The organism is Chromobacterium paludis (genome assembly GCF_008275125.1).
Taxonomy (GTDB): Bacteria; Pseudomonadota; Gammaproteobacteria; order Burkholderiales; family Chromobacteriaceae; genus Chromobacterium; species Chromobacterium paludis.
The window spans coordinates 541,870-558,930 of record NZ_CP043473.1 but is presented as its reverse complement, the minus strand read 5'-3'; the positions used below and the strand labels follow the sequence as shown (position 1 = coordinate 558,930).

15 protein-coding genes are annotated in these 17,061 nt (G+C 67.2%); 12 read left to right on the top strand and 3 right to left on the bottom strand.

What is annotated here, in order from left to right; translation table 11 throughout:
* Positions 1-6: 6 nt before the first annotated feature.
* Together nusA and rimP are read right to left on the bottom strand one after the other, a co-directional pair.
* On the bottom strand, positions 7-1,485 hold the full coding sequence (gene nusA, locus FYK34_RS02590) for a transcription termination factor NusA (RefSeq protein WP_149294921.1): 1,479 nt from the start codon (positions 1,483-1,485) through the stop codon (positions 7-9).
* A 51-nt stretch (positions 1,486-1,536) separates the two neighbouring features.
* Positions 1,537-1,962, bottom strand: a complete 426-nt coding sequence (rimP, locus tag FYK34_RS02585) for a ribosome maturation factor RimP (RefSeq protein WP_149294920.1) — start codon at positions 1,960-1,962, stop codon at positions 1,537-1,539.
* A gap of 313 nt (positions 1,963-2,275) precedes the next feature.
* Here rimP and FYK34_RS02580 point away from each other — a divergent pair, with 313 nt between their 5' ends.
* From FYK34_RS02580 to FYK34_RS02540, 10 genes are all read left to right on the top strand, one after another.
* Positions 2,276-3,955, top strand: a complete 1,680-nt coding sequence (locus tag FYK34_RS02580) for a long-chain-fatty-acid--CoA ligase (protein WP_149294919.1) — start codon at positions 2,276-2,278, stop codon at positions 3,953-3,955.
* Positions 3,956-4,084: 129 nt separating this feature from the next.
* Positions 4,085-5,209: a PilT/PilU family type 4a pilus ATPase gene (locus FYK34_RS02575; protein WP_149294918.1), complete on the top strand. Its 1,125-nt coding sequence runs from the start codon at positions 4,085-4,087 to the stop codon at positions 5,207-5,209.
* Between the two features lie 10 nt (positions 5,210-5,219).
* Positions 5,220-5,570 carry an arsenate reductase gene (locus FYK34_RS02570; RefSeq protein ID WP_149294917.1) on the top strand — a complete coding sequence of 117 codons (351 nt, stop codon included), beginning with the start codon at positions 5,220-5,222 and terminating at the stop codon, positions 5,568-5,570.
* Positions 5,567-6,697, top strand: a complete 1,131-nt coding sequence (dapE, locus tag FYK34_RS02565) for a succinyl-diaminopimelate desuccinylase (protein WP_149294916.1) — start codon at positions 5,567-5,569, stop codon at positions 6,695-6,697. The genes FYK34_RS02570 and dapE overlap by 4 nt, the downstream gene beginning before the upstream one ends.
* A 204-nt stretch (positions 6,698-6,901) precedes the next feature.
* A complete protein-coding gene (locus FYK34_RS20390) occupies positions 6,902-7,051 on the top strand; it encodes a hypothetical protein (protein ID WP_168209624.1) in 150 nt (49 codons plus the stop codon).
* 87 nt (positions 7,052-7,138) lie between these two features.
* Positions 7,139-8,791 (top strand): SPFH domain-containing protein, encoded by a 1,653-nt coding sequence (locus FYK34_RS02560; protein ID WP_149294915.1) that lies wholly within the window; start codon positions 7,139-7,141, stop codon positions 8,789-8,791.
* A gap of 10 nt (positions 8,792-8,801) precedes the next feature.
* Positions 8,802-9,779 (top strand): SPFH domain-containing protein, encoded by a 978-nt coding sequence (locus FYK34_RS02555; protein WP_196782592.1) that lies wholly within the window; start codon positions 8,802-8,804, stop codon positions 9,777-9,779.
* Positions 9,776-10,813, top strand: coding sequence for an SPFH domain-containing protein (locus FYK34_RS02550; RefSeq protein WP_149294914.1), 1,038 nt, complete (start codon positions 9,776-9,778; stop codon positions 10,811-10,813). The genes FYK34_RS02555 and FYK34_RS02550 overlap by 4 nt, the downstream gene beginning before the upstream one ends.
* On the top strand, positions 10,810-12,696 hold the full coding sequence (locus FYK34_RS02545; RefSeq protein WP_149294913.1) for a heavy metal translocating P-type ATPase: 1,887 nt from the start codon (positions 10,810-10,812) through the stop codon (positions 12,694-12,696). The genes FYK34_RS02550 and FYK34_RS02545 overlap by 4 nt, the downstream gene beginning before the upstream one ends.
* 120 nt (positions 12,697-12,816) lie before the next feature.
* On the top strand, positions 12,817-13,446 hold the full coding sequence (locus tag FYK34_RS02540; protein ID WP_149294912.1) for a MarC family protein: 630 nt from the start codon (positions 12,817-12,819) through the stop codon (positions 13,444-13,446).
* A gap of 37 nt (positions 13,447-13,483) precedes the next feature.
* Here the strand turns inward: FYK34_RS02540 and FYK34_RS02535 are convergent, their stop codons facing one another.
* The gene (locus FYK34_RS02535) at positions 13,484-14,131 is read right to left on the bottom strand and encodes a LysE family translocator (protein ID WP_149294911.1); all 648 of its coding nucleotides are present in this window, start codon (positions 14,129-14,131) and stop codon (positions 13,484-13,486) included.
* 192 nt (positions 14,132-14,323) lie between these two features.
* Here FYK34_RS02535 and ccoG point away from each other — a divergent pair, with 192 nt between their 5' ends.
* Both ccoG and FYK34_RS02525 read left to right on the top strand, forming a co-directional pair.
* Positions 14,324-15,670 (top strand): cytochrome c oxidase accessory protein CcoG, encoded by a 1,347-nt coding sequence (gene ccoG / locus FYK34_RS02530; protein ID WP_149294910.1) that lies wholly within the window; start codon positions 14,324-14,326, stop codon positions 15,668-15,670.
* Between the two features lie 17 nt (positions 15,671-15,687).
* Positions 15,688-17,061, top strand: a complete 1,374-nt coding sequence (locus FYK34_RS02525; protein ID WP_149294909.1) for an aminotransferase-like domain-containing protein — start codon at positions 15,688-15,690, stop codon at positions 17,059-17,061.

The window sequence follows — 17,061 nt, the reverse complement described above, 5'->3', positions numbered from 1 at the left end:
AAAGCCTTACTGGTTGAACCAGTGTTCGCGCGCCTTCATGATGATGGCGCGTGCAGCTTCCGCTTCCATGCCGGTCATGTCCACCAGGTCGTCCACGGCCAGGTCGGCCAGGTCGTCGCGGGTGGTCACGCCGCCTGCGGCCAGCTTGCGAACCAGCTCGGCGTCCAGGCCTTCCATGTCCTTCAGGTCTTCCGATACGTTTTCGACCTGCTCTTCGGACGCGATGGCCTGAGTCAGGAGCGCATCACGGGCGCGGCTGCGCAGCTCGCCCACCAGCTCCTCGTTGAAGCCTTCGATTTCCAGCATTTCTTCCAGCGGCACATAGGCCACTTCTTCCAGCGCGGCAAAGCCTTCATTCACCAGCTTGGCTGCGATGTCTTCTTCCACGCCCAGCGCGCTGACAAACAGCTGGCGCAGCGCGGCGTCCTCGGCCTGGTGCTTCTCTTCGGCCTCGGTCACGGTCATGATGTTGAGGTACCAGCCGGTCAGCTCGGCAGCAAGCTTGACGTTCTGCCCGCTGCGACCGATGGCCAGCGCCAGCTGTTCTTCCTCGACGATCACGTCCATGCTGTGATTGTCTTCGTCCACCATGATGCGGCTCACTTCGGCCGGCGACAGGGCGTTGATGACGAACTGGGCCGGTTCCGGCGCCCACAGCACGATGTCGACGCGCTCGCCCGCCAGTTCCTGGGTCACGGCCTGGACGCGGGAGCCGCGCATGCCGATGCAGGTGCCTTGCGGGTCGATGCGGGCGTCGTTGGCCTTGACCGCGATCTTGGCGCGCATGCCCGGGTCGCGCACGGCGGCGCGGATTTCCAGCATGCCTTCTTCGATTTCCGGCACTTCCAGCTCGAACAGCTTGGTCAGAAACTCCGGCGCGGTGCGCGACAGAATCAGCTGCGGGCCGCGGCCCTGGCGATCAATGCGCAACAGGTAGGACTTCACGCGGTCGCCCACGCGCAGGTTTTCCTTCGGGATCATCTGGTCGCGCGGCAGCACGGCTTCCAGCTTGCCGCACTCCACGATCGCGTTGCCGCGCTCGATGCGCTTGATGGTGCCGATCACCAGATGCTCGCGGCGCTGCAAAAACTCGTTCAGCAGCTGTTCGCGCTCGGCGTCGCGGATGCGTTGCAGGATCACCTGCTTGGCGGTCTGCGCGCCGATGCGGCCGAACTCGACGGCTTCCATCGGCTCTTCGATGACTGCGCCCACCTCGATGCGGGGATCGCGGTCGCGCGCGTCGATCAGGCCAATTTCCTTGCTATCGCTCTCTACAAGCTCGTCCTCCACCACCGTCCAGCGGCGGAAGGTCTGGTACTGACCGGTATGGCGGTCGATCTCGACGCGCACATCCATCTCATCATCGGTAAACTTCTTTTTGGTTGCCGAGGCAAGCGCCATCTCAAGGGCGGAGAACACCACATCCTTGCTGACATTCTTCTCGCTCGCCAGGGCATCCACCAGCAACAAAATCTCGCGACTCATGCATTCCTCTCCGAATTTTGTCCTTTAGCGCGGGCTATCGTCGTTCAGGCATCAGAACTCAGGCTCGAGGCGAGCCTTGTCGATGTTGGCGAACGGAATCACCACGATGCGGCCATCCACATCCAGCTTCACGGAGCCGTCCTCGACCCCGGCAAGACGACCGGTAAATTTCTTCTGCTGCTCGATCGGCATGCGCGTCTTGATCTTGGCGAGCTGACCGGCGAAACGGACGAAATCGGCTTCCTTCTTCAAAGGACGATCCAGGCCCGGCGAAGACACCTCCAACCGCTCGTAGTCCACGTTTTCCACCATGAACAGCCGGGTCAGGTGATTGCTCACCAGCACGCAGTCTTCCACGGTAATGCCACCGGGCTTGTCGAGAAACACGCGAAAACCGCCACCCGGGGTCATTTCAAAGTCGACCAACTCGTAGCCAAGACCCTGCAGGGTGTTTTCCAGCAGCAAACGAACATCCATTGCTTTTTCCACAAATAAAAAATGGGCGAAACGCCCATCCCTAACCGCTGCGATTGTAACCTATTTCCCAAAAAAAGGAAACCTGCCCGAGACTTGCGCAACCAGTGCCCTCCCCCGGCCATGCCAGACAATTTTTGCGAGAGTTTTTCAGTTACGGTACATTACCGCGATCAAACCATAGTTTGACCGCAGCGGCCGTTCGCAGGCCGCCAAGACAACGATAGAAAAAAACAGCGACTCGACACATGAAATCGCCTCCGGCGCGCGCCGGGACGAAGCTCGCTATATACGCACGACGGAGAAACGCGGATTTATGGATAAGGTGTGGCTTAAAAACTACCAGGCGGGCGTCGCCCACGAGATCGACATCAACCAGTTCCAATCGGTCATCGAGGTGTTCGACCGCAGCGTCAAGAAGTTCGGCGACCGTCCGGCCATGGCCTGCATGGACAAGGTGCTGAGCTATGCGGAGCTGGACGCATTGTGCGGCCGCTTCGCCTCCTTCCTGCAACACAAGCTGGGCCTCAAGAAAGGCGACCGCGTCGCCATCATGATGCCCAACCTGCTGCAGTATCCCATTTCGGTATTCGGCACGCTGCGCGCCGGCGGCGTGGTGGTCAACGTCAATCCGCTGTATACCCCGCGCGAGCTGGAACACCAGCTGAAGGACGCCGGCGCCGAGACCATCGTCATCCTGGAAAACTTCGCCGGCGTGCTGGAGCAGGTGCTACCCCGCACCCAGGTCAAGAACGTGGTGATCGCCTCCATCGGTGACATGTTCGGCTTCCCCAAGCGCCAGCTGGCCAATTTCGTGGTGCGCAAGGTCAAGAAGATGGTGCCGCCGTGGCATATTCCCGGCCACATCCGCTTCAACGACGCGCTGGCCGCCGGCGCGGCCAAACCGTATGACAAGGTGGCGCTGGGCCACGACGACATCGCCTTCCTGCAGTACACCGGCGGCACCACCGGCGTGGCCAAGGGCGCCGAACTGCTGCATCGCAATATCGTCGCCAACATGCTGCAGGCCGGCAGCTGGGTGAATACGCTGGTGCGCGAAGGCCAGGAGGTCATCGTCACCGCCCTGCCGCTCTATCACATCTTCTCGCTGACCGCGAACCTGATGGTGTTCACCGAGCTGGGCGCGCTGAACGTGCTGATCCCGAATCCGCGCGACATTCCCGGCTTCATCAAGGAAATGCGCAAGTACCCGATCACCTGCATCACCGGCGTCAACACCCTGTTCAACGCGCTGCTGAACAACCCCGAGTTCTCCAAACTGGACTTCTCCACCTGGCGGCTGACGCTGGGCGGCGGCATGGCGGTGCAGAAGGCCGTGGCCGATAAATGGAAGGCCGTTACCGGCGTGACGCTGGCCGAAGCCTACGGCCTGACCGAAACCAGTCCGGCCGCCTGCATCAATCCCATGGATCTGAAGGAATACAACGGCACCATCGGCCTGCCGATTCCCTCCACCGAAATCGAGATCCGCGACGCCGAAGGCAAGCCGGTCGCCCAGGGCGAACAAGGCGAGCTGTGCATCCGCGGCCCGCAGGTGATGCGCGGCTACTGGAAGCGCCCGGACGAAACCGCCAAGGTGTTGGGCGCCGACGGCTTCCTCGCCACCGGCGACATGGCCATGATCACGCCGGAAGGCTTCGTCAAGCTGGTGGACCGCAAGAAGGACATGATTCTGGTGTCCGGCTTCAATGTGTATCCGAACGAGATCGAAGACGTCGTCGCCAGTCATCCGGGCGTGCTGGAAGTGGCCTGCATCGGCGTGCCGGACGACAAGTCAGGCGAAGTGGTGAAGGTGTTCGTGGTCAAGAAGGATCCGGCGCTGACCGATAAGGACATCATCCGCCATTGCCGCGAAAATCTGACCGGCTACAAGGTGCCCAAACTGGTGGAATTCCGCAGCGAACTGCCCAAGACCAACGTGGGCAAAATCCTGCGCCGCGCCCTGCGCGATCAGGAAACCGCCAAGCAGGCCTGACGCGGCGCTGCCTGCCCACGCCAACCGCCCTTCACGGGCGGTTTTTGTTTTGTCACGAACAAACACAAGACCAGGGACGGCGGCTAGACTATAGTGGCCTACCCGAAAACGCCGTACAGGACCCGATGCATGTTGATGTTGCCGTTTTTCAAGGTGATGGCCGAAAAAAAGGCCAGCGACCTGTTCATGACCAGTTCGGCCCCGCCCATGCTGAAGCTGTCCGGCGAGCTGCACCCCATCAATGACAAGCCGTTGACGGCGGAGATGGTCAAGCAGCTGGCGTACAGCCTGATGAACGAGGCGGAGATCGCCGAATTCGAACAAGAACGCGAGATGAATCTGGGCCATCCCATTCCCGGCCTGGGCAGCTTCCGCATCAATATCTTCTGGCAGCGCGGCTCGGTCAGCATGGTGGTGCGCTACATCGTGCCCAACATCCCCTCGCTGGAAAACCTGCAGCTGCCGGCCACGCTGGGCGGGCAGATCATGCAGAAGCGCGGGCTGATCCTGGTGGTGGGTTCCACCGGCTCAGGCAAGAGTTCCACCGTGGCCGCCATGCTGCAGATGCGCAACCAGAAAATGCGCGGCCACATCCTCACCGTCGAGGACCCGATCGAGTTCCTGCATCGCCACGACCAATCCATCGTCAACCAGCGCGAAGTGGGCTTCGACACCCTGTCCTACTCCCGCGCGCTGAAAAACGCCATGCGAGAGGCACCGGACGTGCTGATGATAGGCGAAATCCGCGACGCGGAAACGCTGATCCACGCCGTCAACTATGCCCAGTCCGGCCATCTGTGCATCTCCACCCTGCATGCCAACAACAGCTATCACATGCTGAACCGCGTGATCAACTTCTTCCCCCCGGAAAGCCGCAACTCGCTGCTGCTGGACCTGTCGGCCTCGCTGCGCGCCGTGGTGTCGCAACGGCTGGTGCCCACCGTGGACGGCGGGCGCGTGCCGGCAGTGGAACTGCTGATCAATACCCCACACATCGCAGAGTTGATTCGCAGCGGCGAGATAGACAAAATCAAGGACGCCATCGAGGGCAGCATGAGCGATGGCGCGCAAACCTTCGAGCAGGCGCTGTTCCAGCTCTATCGCGATGGACGCATCTCGCTGGAAGAGGCGCTCAGAAACGCCGATTCGCCGACCAACCTGTACTGGCTGGTCAATCAATCGAAAGAAAGCGGCAAAGACCCGTCTGGCCCGGACAACGCGGCCAGCTTCGACAGCATACAACTGGACTTGTAAAACCCACCCCATGATTACCCTGTACGGCATACCCAACTGCAACACCGTGAAGAAGGCCCGCCAATGGCTGGCCGACAATGGCATCGACTACCACTTCCACGACTTCAAAAAACAGGGCATAGACGCCGAACGCCTGCAGGCCTGGGCCGCTCAGGTGCCGCTGGCCAAGCTGGTGAACCGCCAGGGCACCACCTGGCGCGCGCTGCCGGACGAGGTCAAAACCGCCGCCGACAGCCTGGAAGGCGCCGTCGCGCTGATGCTGGACAAGCCGTCCGTGATCAAGCGCCCGGTGTTGGAATGGGACGGCAAGGTGGGCGTCGGCTTTGCCGAAGCCGACTGGGCGGAGCGATTCGGCAAATGAGCGCGACGCTGGATCTGACCCGCGAGCTGATCCGCCGCGATTCCGTCACCCCGCGCGACGAAGGCTGCCAGGCCCTGATGATCTCCCGGCTGGAAGCCATAGGCTTCAAGGTGGAGAGGATGCGCCACGGCGAGGTGGACAATTTCTGGGCGCGCAAGGGCGACGCCGGCCCGCTGTTCTGCTTCGCCGGCCACACCGACGTGGTGCCCACCGGTCCGCTGGACAAATGGGACAGCCCGCCGTTCGAGCCCACCGTGCGCAACGGCCTGCTCTACGGCCGCGGCGCGGCGGACATGAAGGCGTCCCTGGCCGCCTTCGTCACCGCCTGCGAACGCTTCGTCGCCGAGCATCCAGACCACCAAGGCTCGCTGGCGCTGCTGATTACTTCCGATGAGGAAGGCGTGGCCGTGGACGGCACCGTCAAGGTGGTGGATGCGCTGGAGGCGCGCGGCGAGAGCATAGATTACTGCATCGTCGGCGAGCCGACCTCGGAGCAGCGCCTGGGCGACACCATCAAGAACGGCCGCCGCGGCTCGCTGTCCGGCCGGCTGATCATCCACGGCATCCAAGGCCACATCGCCTACCCGCAACTGGCGAAGAACCCCATCCACCTGATGGCGCCGGCGCTGGCCGAGCTGGCCGCGACGCGTTGGGACGAGGGCAACGCCTTCTTCCCGCCCACCAGCTGGCAGGTGTCCAACATCCAGGCCGGCACCGGCGCCACCAATATCATCCCTGGCCATTGCGAAATCCTGTTCAACTTCCGCTTCTCGCCGGAAAGCACGGCGGAAAGTCTGAAAGAGCGCGTCTATCAGATACTGGACCAGCACGGCCTGGGCTATGAGTTGCACTGGCAGCTGTCCGGCCAGCCCTTCATCACGCCGCCGGGCGCCCTGACCGAGGCCCTGGGCCGCGCCATCGCCGACGTGGCGGGCGCCCAGGCCGAGCTGTCCACCACCGGCGGCACCTCGGACGGACGCTTCATCAAGCGCATCGCGCGCGAACTGGTGGAGTTCGGCCCCATCAACGCCACCATACACAAGCTCAACGAGTGCGTGGCGGTGGACGACGTGGAGCCGCTGGCCGACATCTACCGCCGCACGCTGGAAGGCCTGCTGCTGGATTGACGCGCCCTTGCGCCGGCCGCGCCGCCGGCGTCGCGGGATGCCTTGCCAAGCCAAGTTCAGTATGATGATGTCAGGGGACGCCCCCTGCACCTTGAACAACAGGCTGCCCGCCATGCTTATGACGGCAAGACAAATCATCATGACCCGCCATTTCGCGCCGCTTCGTCATCCCGTTTTCGCCGCCCGTCCAAGCAGGCCGCGAGCATGAATCCGCCCGCGCCCGCCGCGCCGCCGACGGTCCCCGATCCGCGGGAACGCCAGTTCCGCGCCCACGCCTGCCTGGCCGCGCTGGCAGCCCTCTTCTGCCTGCTCGCCGGCTGGCTGCCCGAACCCACGCTCGCCTCGACCATCTGACTGAGCCATGCCGCCGCGCTCACGCTGCTGGCCGCCGCCCTGCACGCCTCGGCGGCGCTGGCGCGTTGGCGCCGCCGCCGCCAAGCCATGGCGGCCCAACCCTTGTTTAGCGAAGCGCAGCGCCGGCTGGGCCAAGCGCTGGCCCAAGCCTTGCTCAAGCCGCCATCGGCCAAGCGCTCGCGCGGAAACCTGCCATGGCTGCGGGCTCGGCGCTGGGTCGGCCGGCATCTGGGCTGGAGCCTGGTCCGGCTAGCGGCCGGCAGCGCGCTGGCCGGCTTTCCAGCCTGGCTCAGCCTGAGCCAGGCCTTGTCGACGCCTCCCGCTGCCAACCATCCCTGGCAAGCCCTGGCTGCCACCTGCGGCCTGCTTGCCGTCTTCTGCTGCCTGCTGCTGGAACGCAAGCTGAGCCAAACCGCCCGGGACGAATGGCCGGAGGCGCGCCCCCTCGCCGACTTGCTGCGCGGCATCCTGCCCGCGCTGCTATTGCCCTCCTTGATCGCGCTGGCCGCGCTGGCCGGCTACGGCTGGACAGCCGCCGCGCTGCCGCTGGCCGGCGCCTGGATCGCGCTGCTGTGCGCCGAACAACTGCTGCGCAGTCTGCTCCGCGCCTTCCAGCCCCACCAACGCGAACTGCCGCAACGCCCCGTCTTCGGCTGCCTGGCCGCCGCGGTTCTGCGCGGCGGATGGCGCGCGGCGCCGTCCCTGCCCGACGTCCAGCTGCGGCAAAGCTGGGCCTTGCGCTATATGGCCGGGACCGCGCCCCAGCTGCTCGCCGCGCTGGCCGGCCTCGCGTGGCTGCTGAGCAGCCTCAATGTGATAGCCGTGGACCAACGCGGCATTTACGAGCGCTTCGGCCAGGCGGCCGCCGTCTGGCAACCCGGCTTGCACCTGGGCCTGCCCTGGCCTCTGGGCGCGGTCAGGCTGATAGAAAACGGCGCCGTCCACCAGATGGGCGTAGGCCTGTCGACCCCGGCCACAGCCGACCAGGACCGGCTATGGGACGGCAGCCACGGCGCGGAAACCATGCAATTGATCGCCAGCGGCCAGGGCGAGCGCCAAACCACGCAGTTGATGGCGCTGGACGTCAGGCTGGTCTACCGGCTAGGCCTAAGCGACCGCGCCGCGCTGGACAGCTACCGCCAGGCCGACGCGCCCGGCCTGCTGCGCGACATCGCCGGCCAGGCCATTCTGCACGCCTTCGCTTCGCAACAGCTGGACGCGCTGCTGGGCGCCGAGCTGGCCGGCGTGTCCCGACAATTGCGCCTGCAAATCCAGTCCCGTTTGGACGCGGCCGACAGCGGGCTGGAGCTGCTGGCGGTGGTGATTCAGTCCATCCATCCGCCGGCTGCGGCCGCCAACGCCTACCACAATGTGCAGGCGGCGCAGATCCAGGCGCAAGCCAATGTGGCGCGCGAGCGCGGCCAGGCCGTGCGCGCCCTCAGCGCGGCCCGGCAGCAAGCACGCCTGGCGCGCGACGAAGCCAGCGCCGCCGCGGCCGAGAAACTGGCCGCCGGCCAAGCCGCGTCCATCGCCTTTTCCGCAGACCGCCAGGCCGCGCAGGCGGGCGGACAGGCCTTCCTGCTGGAGCGCTATCTGCACCGGCTGCGCCAGGGCCTGGCCGGCGCCAGCCCCATCATCATCGACCATCGCATAGACCCGTCCGGCATGCCCATGCTGGACCTGCGTTCCAACGCCAATCCCGCCGGCCCGCCCCTGGCCGCGCCTGACGGCCGCCATTGAGGAGAGCGTCTTGACACCTCACGCCCACGAACATCATGAAGCGCGCGACGCCCGGCCGCCGCGCCGTTGGCCGCGCCTGGCCGGCGCCCTGGCCCTGATCCTCGCCCTGCTGTCCTGCTGCATGCTGCAGGTGCGCTCCGGCGAGGCGGTGGTGATCACCCGCTTCGGCGATCCCGCGCGCGTTCTGCTGCGGCCCGGCCTGGCCTGGCGCCTGCCCCAGCCCTTCGAGAGCGCGGTGCCGGTGGACCTGCGGCTGCGCGCCACCTCCAGCGGCCTGCAGGACGTGGGCACCCGCGACGGCCTGCGCGTAATCATGCAGGCCTATGTCGCCTGGCAGGTGCCGGCCGACCCCGCGCACATCGCCCGCTTTCTGCGCGCGGCGCGCAACCAGCCGGACGAAGCGGCGCGGCAGATACGCACCTTCGTCGGCTCCGCCCTGGAAACCAGCAGCAGCGGCTTCGCGCTGGGCAGCCTGGTCAATACCGACCCCTCGCAACTGCGCCTGGCCCAGTTCGAACAACAGCTGCGGCGCCAATTGTCCCAGCAACTGCTGGACAGCTACGGCGTGCGCGTGGTCGATGTGGGCCTGGAGCGGCTGACCCTGCCGGCCGTCACGCTGGACGCCACCGTGGCGCGCATGCGCGCCGAGCGCGACACCTTGGCCGCCGAACGCACCGCGGCCGGCAACGAACAGGCCGCGGCCATCCGCGCCGACGCCGCGCGCGACGCGCGCGTGCTGCGCGCTAACGCCAGCGTGGAGGCCGCGCGCATCGAGGCCCAGGCGCAAGCGGAGGCCGCCCGCGTCTACGGCGCGGCCTATCAGAGCGACCCTGCCCTCTATCGCACGCTGCGCTCGCTGGACACCCTGGACCACATCGTCAACGCCAATACCCGGCTGATCCTGCGCACCGACGCCGCGCCCTTCCGCGCCTTGGTGGAAGGCCCTCCAGGACTGGAGGCCAAGCCGGCCAAGGCGGGCAAACGATGAAACCCTCCCCCGCCGACGCGCCGCTGGCCCAATCGCTGCGCCTGGCCTACCTCCTGCTGATGGCCGCGGCCGCCTTGAGCGGCCTGGCCTGGCTGCTGGCCCACGTCCGCTCCATCCCGGCCGACAGCCAGGCCGTGGTTTGGCGCTTCGGCGCCATAGACCGCGTGCGGCATGCCGGACTGCTGCTGGCCTGGCCCAGCCCGCTGGAGGAAGTGACGATGCTGCCCTCGCCGGAAACGGTGCTGCAGCGCCGGGTCGCCCTGCTCGCGCGCGACGGCGACGCCGCCCAACTGGACGACGAGGACATGCCGCTGGCCCAGATGGGCGACCGCCTGGCCGGCTCCGGCTATCTGCTGACCGGCGACCTGGCCGTGGTCCAGCTCAGCGCCACCGTCTATTACCGCATCGTCGATCCGTCCGCCTACGTCCTGCAGGGCGGGCAGGCGTTGCCGCTGCTGGACCGGGTGGTCGCCGCCAGCGCCCTGAAGCTGTGCGCCGGACGCGGCCTGGAATCCATCCTGGCCACGCGCGAGGCCAGGCTATCCTCCGCCAACGCGGCAGAGCGTGAACGGCTGCGCGCCGAACTGGCCCAGGCCAGCAACCAGGCGCTGGATGCCCTGCAAAGCCGCGGCGCCGGCTTGGGCCTGCAGGTGGCGCGCATAGACTTGCAGTCCGCGCTGCCGCGGTCCGCGCAAGCCGCCTTCGACGACGTGCTCACCGCCGACCAGACCGTGCAGCGCCAGCTGGCCCAGGCCAGCACCGCCGCCGCGCTGGGGAAACAGCAAGCCCGCGCGGCCGTTGACAGCCAGTTGGCCAATGCCCGCGCCCAGGCCGGCGAGCGGCTGTCGCTCGCCCGCGCCGAAACCAGCGAAATCGCCGCGCTGGCTCCCGGCATGCGCGCGCCGGCGGGCGCGGAACGGCTGCGCCAGCTCTACCTGGAGCGTATGCAGGCCGTGCTGGCAAAGGCCGGCAAGGTCACCACGGTGGACCCGGCCGGCAGCGGCCGGCTCATCCTGCCCGGGGAGAAGCCATGAGCGGCTGCGCCCATCACGCCTCCCCCTTGCTGGACGCGGCCGAGCAGCGCCGGACTGGCCGCCGCCTGCTGCTGACCATGCTGGCCGGCGGCCTGCTGCTGCTGGCCGGCTGCTGGCATTTGTTCGTCGCCAATGGCGACGCGCTGGCCCGCTTGTTGGCCGGCGCGGCCTCCCTGCTGCTGGCCGCGCCCACGCTGCGCGCCGCCTGGCATGGCCTGCGCCAGCCCGATCTGCACGGCCTGGCCGACCTGCTGGTGGCCCTGGCCATCGTCGGCGCCTGGGCGGCCGGCGACCTCGCCAGCGCCGCCCTGCTGCCCATTCTGATGGAACTGGGCCATGTATTGGAAGAACGCAGCCTGCTGGGCTCGCGCGAGGCGATACGCGCGCTGGCGGAACTGGGCCGGGGCCGCTGCCGCCGCCTGCTGCCGGACGGCGTCGTCGAAGACGCGGACAACGACAGCCTGGCGCCGGGCGACCGGCTGGACATCCGCGCCGGCGACCGCATCCCGGCCGACGGCCTGGTGCTGGAAGGCCATGCCAGCCTGGACGCCTCCCCCGTCACCGGCGAGGCCTTGCCGCAGGACGTCGCGCCCGGCAGCCTGGTCTACGCCGGCGCGCTCAGCCTGGACGGCGCGCTGCGCATCGAGGTCAGCCGCGTCGGCTCCCAGTCGGCGCTGGGACGGGTCATCGCGCTGATGCAGGCGGCCGAATCGTCCAAACCGGCCATCACCCGCTTCATCGAACGCCACGCCTCGGCCTATCTGACGGTGGCGCTGGCCGTGGCGGCGATCGCCTGGTTCGCCGGCGGCGGCAGTCAGGCCGCGTTGGCCGCGCTGGTGGCCGCCTGCCCCTGCGCGCTGGTGATCGCCGCGCCGTCTACGGCGGTGGCCGGCGTGGCGGCGGCGGCGCGCCACGGCATCCTGATCCGCGGCCCGGCGTTTCTGGAAGAGCTGGCCGACGTCGACACCCTGGTGATAGACAAGACCGGCACGCTGACCGATGGCCGGCTGGCCGTGCAGCGGACGGACATCGCGGCGGATGCCGGCGAGCCGGCGCCGGAACGGCTGGCCGCCAGTTTGGCCGCCGCCAGCAGCCACCCGGTCAGCCGCGCGCTGGCCGCGCTGGGCGGCGACGCTCCGCCGCTGCCGCTAAGCGGCATCCGCGAGACGCCGGGCATGGGCCTGCAAGCCGACAGCGCCTGGGGACAGCTGGTGCTGGGTCGGCCGGAATGGCTGAGCCGCCGCGGCTGCCCGGCGGAGCCGCCGCAGGCCGCCGGCAGCCTGGCCGGACTGGCGCGGGACGGCCGCTTGCTGGCCTGGTTCCACCTGGCGGATAGCCCGCGGCCGGAGGCGGCCCAAGCCCTGGGCCAATTGCGCGCGCTGGGCCTGGAGCATCAGTTGCTGCTCAGCGGCGACCGCGCCGACGCCGCCCTGCCCCTGGCGCGGCAACTGGGCATGGACCAGGCCGAGGCGCAGGCGCTGCCCGAGGACAAACTGGCCCGCGTGCGGGCAGAAATCGCCGCCGGCCGCCGCCCCTTGGTGGTGGGCGACGGCATCAACGACACGCTGGCGCTGAAGGCCGGCGCGGTGGGCGTGGCCCTGGGCGCGCGCGGCGCCGACGTCGCCGTGGCGGCAGCCGACGTGGTGTTGACCGGCAACAACCTGCTGCGGCTGGCCACCGCGATCCGCCTGAGCCGGCGCTGCCGCGCCATCCTCCAAGCCAATGTGCTGTTCGGCCTGGGCTGGTCCGCCGGACTGACCGCGCTGGCCGCCGCGGGCTGGCTGGGGCCGGCCGGCGCGCTGAGCGCGGCTCTGCTGCATAATGTCGGCACCGTGCTGGTGATGGCCAACTCGGGACGCATCCTGCGCTACCGCGAGGACTGAGCGACGCCCCCGCCGCCGGACTATGCTGAAAGCCTGCGCGCGGACCGCGGCGCATGCGCGCAGCTTCATGTCCCGGCCGTGAACGCCAACTCCGTCAAGACACGCTAGCATAGCCCGACCATGGAAATCGAAATCGCAAAAATCTTTGTCGCCCTGCTGGTTCTGGTGAATCCGCTAGGCGCCATCCCCATCTTCATCAGCCTGACGCCCAACGCCAGCCAGGAAGAAAGGCAGAAAGTCGCCAAGACCACCGCCATCGCGGTAGCCGTGGTGATGTGTTTGTTCGCCGTCGTCGGCCAGACGCTGCTGCGCTTTCTCGGCATCAGCATAGGCTCGTTCCAGGTGGGCGGCGGCATCTTGCTGATGCTGATCGCCATCGCGCTGATGAACGCCAAGCCCGGCCCCACCAAAACCACCAAGCAGGAGCGCGAGGAAGCCGGCCACAAGACCAATATCGCCGTGGTGCCGATGGCCATCCCGCTGATGACCGGCCCCGGCACCATCTCCACCGTCATCATCTACGCCACCACCGCCGCTTCCTGGGTGCAAGTGGTCTATCTCTTGGTCAGCAGCCTCCTGGTGGCGCTGACCTGCTACGGCGCGCTGACCCTGGCCACGCCGTTGACCCGCCTGCTGGGCCAGACCGGCATCAATATCGTCAACCGCGTGATGGGCATGCTGCTGGCCGCGGTATCGGTGGAAATCATCGTGGACGGCCTGTACCGGCTGTTCCCGCAGCTGACCCGCTAAGCCCTTACTCCCGGCCTGCCTTGCGCAGGCCGTATGATTACGTCGACTGCGACGAAGTCATCAGCATCCGGACCCCGGCCCAGCCAAACGCCGCCGCCAGCATGGCTTGGAAAGGGCGGCGCAGCTTGAGATAGCCTTGGCGCGCGGCCTCGGTGGAAAACACCAGCGCATAGCCGCAGAACACCAGCACCGCCACCGCGCCGCAGGCCCAGACCACATGAAAAGCCTGCTGCGCGCCGCCATCCTTAGGCAATGCCAGCGTGACAATGGACAGCCACACCAAAATGGCCTTGGGATTGGCGATGTGCATGGCGGCGCCTTGCGCCAGCCAACGCCAGATGCCATCCTGAGCGGGCGGCACCGCGGCGGCAGGCGCCCACTCGATGGCAGCCGCCTGCCTGGCGGACGATAGTGCCAGATAGAGCAGATAGAACCCACCAGCCAGCTTCATCGCCGTCATCAGCCACAACGCCTCCCGCATCACGCCAGCCAGCCCGCAGGCGGCCAGCCAGCCCCAACATTGCGAACCCAGCGCCACGCCCGCCGCCATCGCCAGCGCGCGCAGCCGTCCATGGCACATCGCCGCGTCCATGATGGCTAGGTTGCTTGGCCCGGGAGTGGCCGCGCCTATCGCATACAAGGACACCGCGGCAATCAAGCCGCCATGCGTCAGATAGTTTTCCATATACAGTCCAAACCATGAAATGCCAAAAGCATCGCCTGCTTGGCGCCTCTAGGCAAGAGCGCAAACCACATATAACGCGGCGGCCGCCCAGACAGCCGGCATCTGTATACATTTTCCCGATGGATTCTGTTCATTGTTTGTACTGATCCCCAGCAGTACAACATGGCCATTCTTCCTAGCCTGGTGGCAGCCATGTCCAAGTCCCTCATCCCGCCCGTTCCGATCAAGATTCACCCGCGCCTGACCCGCGGCCGCTTCAACAACGCGCGCGTCGGCATGGTGCTGTTGACGCAGCTGGTCTTCCTTGGCCTGCCCTGGCTGCAATGGAATGGCCGCCAGGCCGTGCATTTCAATCTGGCCGAACATCACTTCCTGATCTTCGGCCTCAGCCTGTGGCCGCAGGATTTCATCTATCTGGCGGCGCTGCTGGTGGTGTCGGCGCTGGGCCTGTTCCTGTGGACCGCGCTGGCCGGCCGCCTATGGTGCGGCTACAGCTGTCCGCAAACTGTGTACACCCAGATCATGATCTGGATAGAGCGGCTGACCCAGGGTGATCACCTGGCGCGCCGCAAGCTGGACGCCGCGCCGTGGAGCGTGGACAAGCTGGCCAAAAAAGGCGCCGCCCAGCTGCTGATGGGCGCGTTCTCCTTGTGGACCGGCCTGACCTTTGTCGGCTACTTCACCCCCATGCGCGAATTGGCAGTGCTTAACATGGGACCTTGGGACGCGTTCTGGACGTTGTTCTACGCCGGCTTCACCTGGCTGCTGGCTGGCGCGCTGCGCGAAAAAGTCTGCCTGCACATGTGCCCTTACGCGCGCTTCCAGGGCGCGATGTTCGACGATCACACCCTGATCATTTCCTATGACGAAAAACGCGGCGAGCCGCGCGGCAAGGCCCAGGCCAAGAGCGCGAATCCGGCCAAGGGCTGCGTGGACTGCGGCATCTGCGTGCAAGTCTGTCCCACTGGCATCGACATCCGCGCCGGCCTGCAATACGAATGCATAGGCTGCGCCGCCTGCATAGACGCCTGCGACCAGGTGATGGACAAGCTGCAGTCGCCGCGCGGGCTGATCCGCTATACCAGCGCCCACGCGCTGCAGGGCAAGCCGGCAGCCGCGCGCTCGCTGCACCGGCCGCGCGTGGCGGTGTATTCCTGTCTGCTGGCCGGCATCGTCGCCTTGTCGGCCACCGGCATGGCCTTGAAAAAACCATTCAAGGTGGATGTATTGCGCGACCGCGCCAGCCTGGTGGAGCAAGGCGAGGACGGCCTGCTGCAAAACCGCTACAACCTCCGGCTGATCAACACCACGGAGCAGCCGCAGCGCTACGCTTTGGCGGTGGAGGGCCTGCCCGGCATCCGGCTGGAACACGCCGGCCAGGTGGTGACGGTGCGCCCGGCGCAGACGGAAACCGTGCCGGTGCGCGTGCTGGCCGCGCCCGAACACGCCCCGCGCGGCGCGCATCCGATACGCTTCGTGGTACGCTCCCTATCCGACGACGCCATCGTCCGCGAAAAATCCAGCTTCATCGGCGAATGAGCCGGCAAGGACCGCGCATGAACAAAACCGGCCAACTCAGCCAACGCTTCCGCCACGCCATCGAACAGGGCCAGCTGCGCGCCGGCGACCGCATGCCTTCGCTGCGCAAGGTATGCCAGGACCACAAGATCAGCATCACCACCGCCCAGCGCGCCTATGCCGAGCTGGAGCGGCTGGGGCTGATCGAGTCCCTGCCGCGCTCAGGTTTCCGCGTGCTGGCGCGCGCCGCCGCCCTGCCCGCCTTGCCGCCGGCCGCAGACGGCGCCGCCATCCGCATCGAGCACCTGACGGCCGCCCTGGCCATGCCCTGGGGCTGCCCCTACATCAATCCGGCGCTGATCAACACCACGCCGCTGAACCGCGCCCTCACCCGTGCCTTGCGCGACTACCGCTACGCGCTGGCCGGCAACTCCAGCATCGGCTACGAAGGCCTGCGCCGCGAACTGGCCTTGCGCTATCTGGCCCAGGGCGTGGAGCTGGACGGCGAGGAACTGGTAATCACCTGCGGCGCGATGGAGGCGCTGAACCTGGCGATACGCGCCGTGGCCAAGCTGGCCGGCAACGCCGCCATGCTGGCGCTGACGCCGGCCTTCCCCGCCCTGTTCGACCAATTGGACCAGCTAGGCATTGCCGTCCATACCCTGGCTACGCCGCCCGGCCAGCCGCTGGACCTGGAGCGGCTGGAGCGGCTCATCGTCCAGCACCGGCCGGCCGCCATCCTGGCCATGGCCAATTTCCAGCACGGCACCGGCCTCTGCCTCAGCGAGACCGACAAGCAGGCGCTGCTGCAACTGGCCGAGCACCACCGCATCCCCATCATCGAGGACGACACCTACCGCGAGCTGTACTTCGGCGAAAGCGCGCCCCTGCCGCTGAAGGCCTATGACCGCAGCGGCAGCGTGCTGTACTGCGCCTCGTTCAGCAAATCGCTGGCGCCGGGCTACCGCGTGGGCTGGATCGCCGCCGGCCGCTACCGCGACAGCATCGTCGGCCTCAAGCTTTACAGCTCGCTGTCCACCCCCCTGCCCAGCCAGCTGGCCCTGGCCCGCCTGCTGGCCGGCGGCCAGCACGAGGATATGCTGAGCCTGCTGCGCGGCCGCCTCCAGGCCAACTGGCTGGCCATGAGCCAACAGCTGGCCGCCCATCTGCCCGCCGCCCGCCAAATCCTGCCGCAAGGCGGCTATTTCCTGTGGCTGGAATTGCCGGACGGCGTCGACTGCCGCAGCCGTCTGCCGCAGGCCATGCAGATGGGGATGCACTATGCGCCGGCCGGGCTATTCTTCCGCGACGACGCGCCCGGCCCCAACGCGCTGCGGCTCAATTTCAGCTATTACGATCCCTTGCATCACCGCGACGGCGCGGCCGCGCTGGCGGCGCTGCTGAGCGCCTGA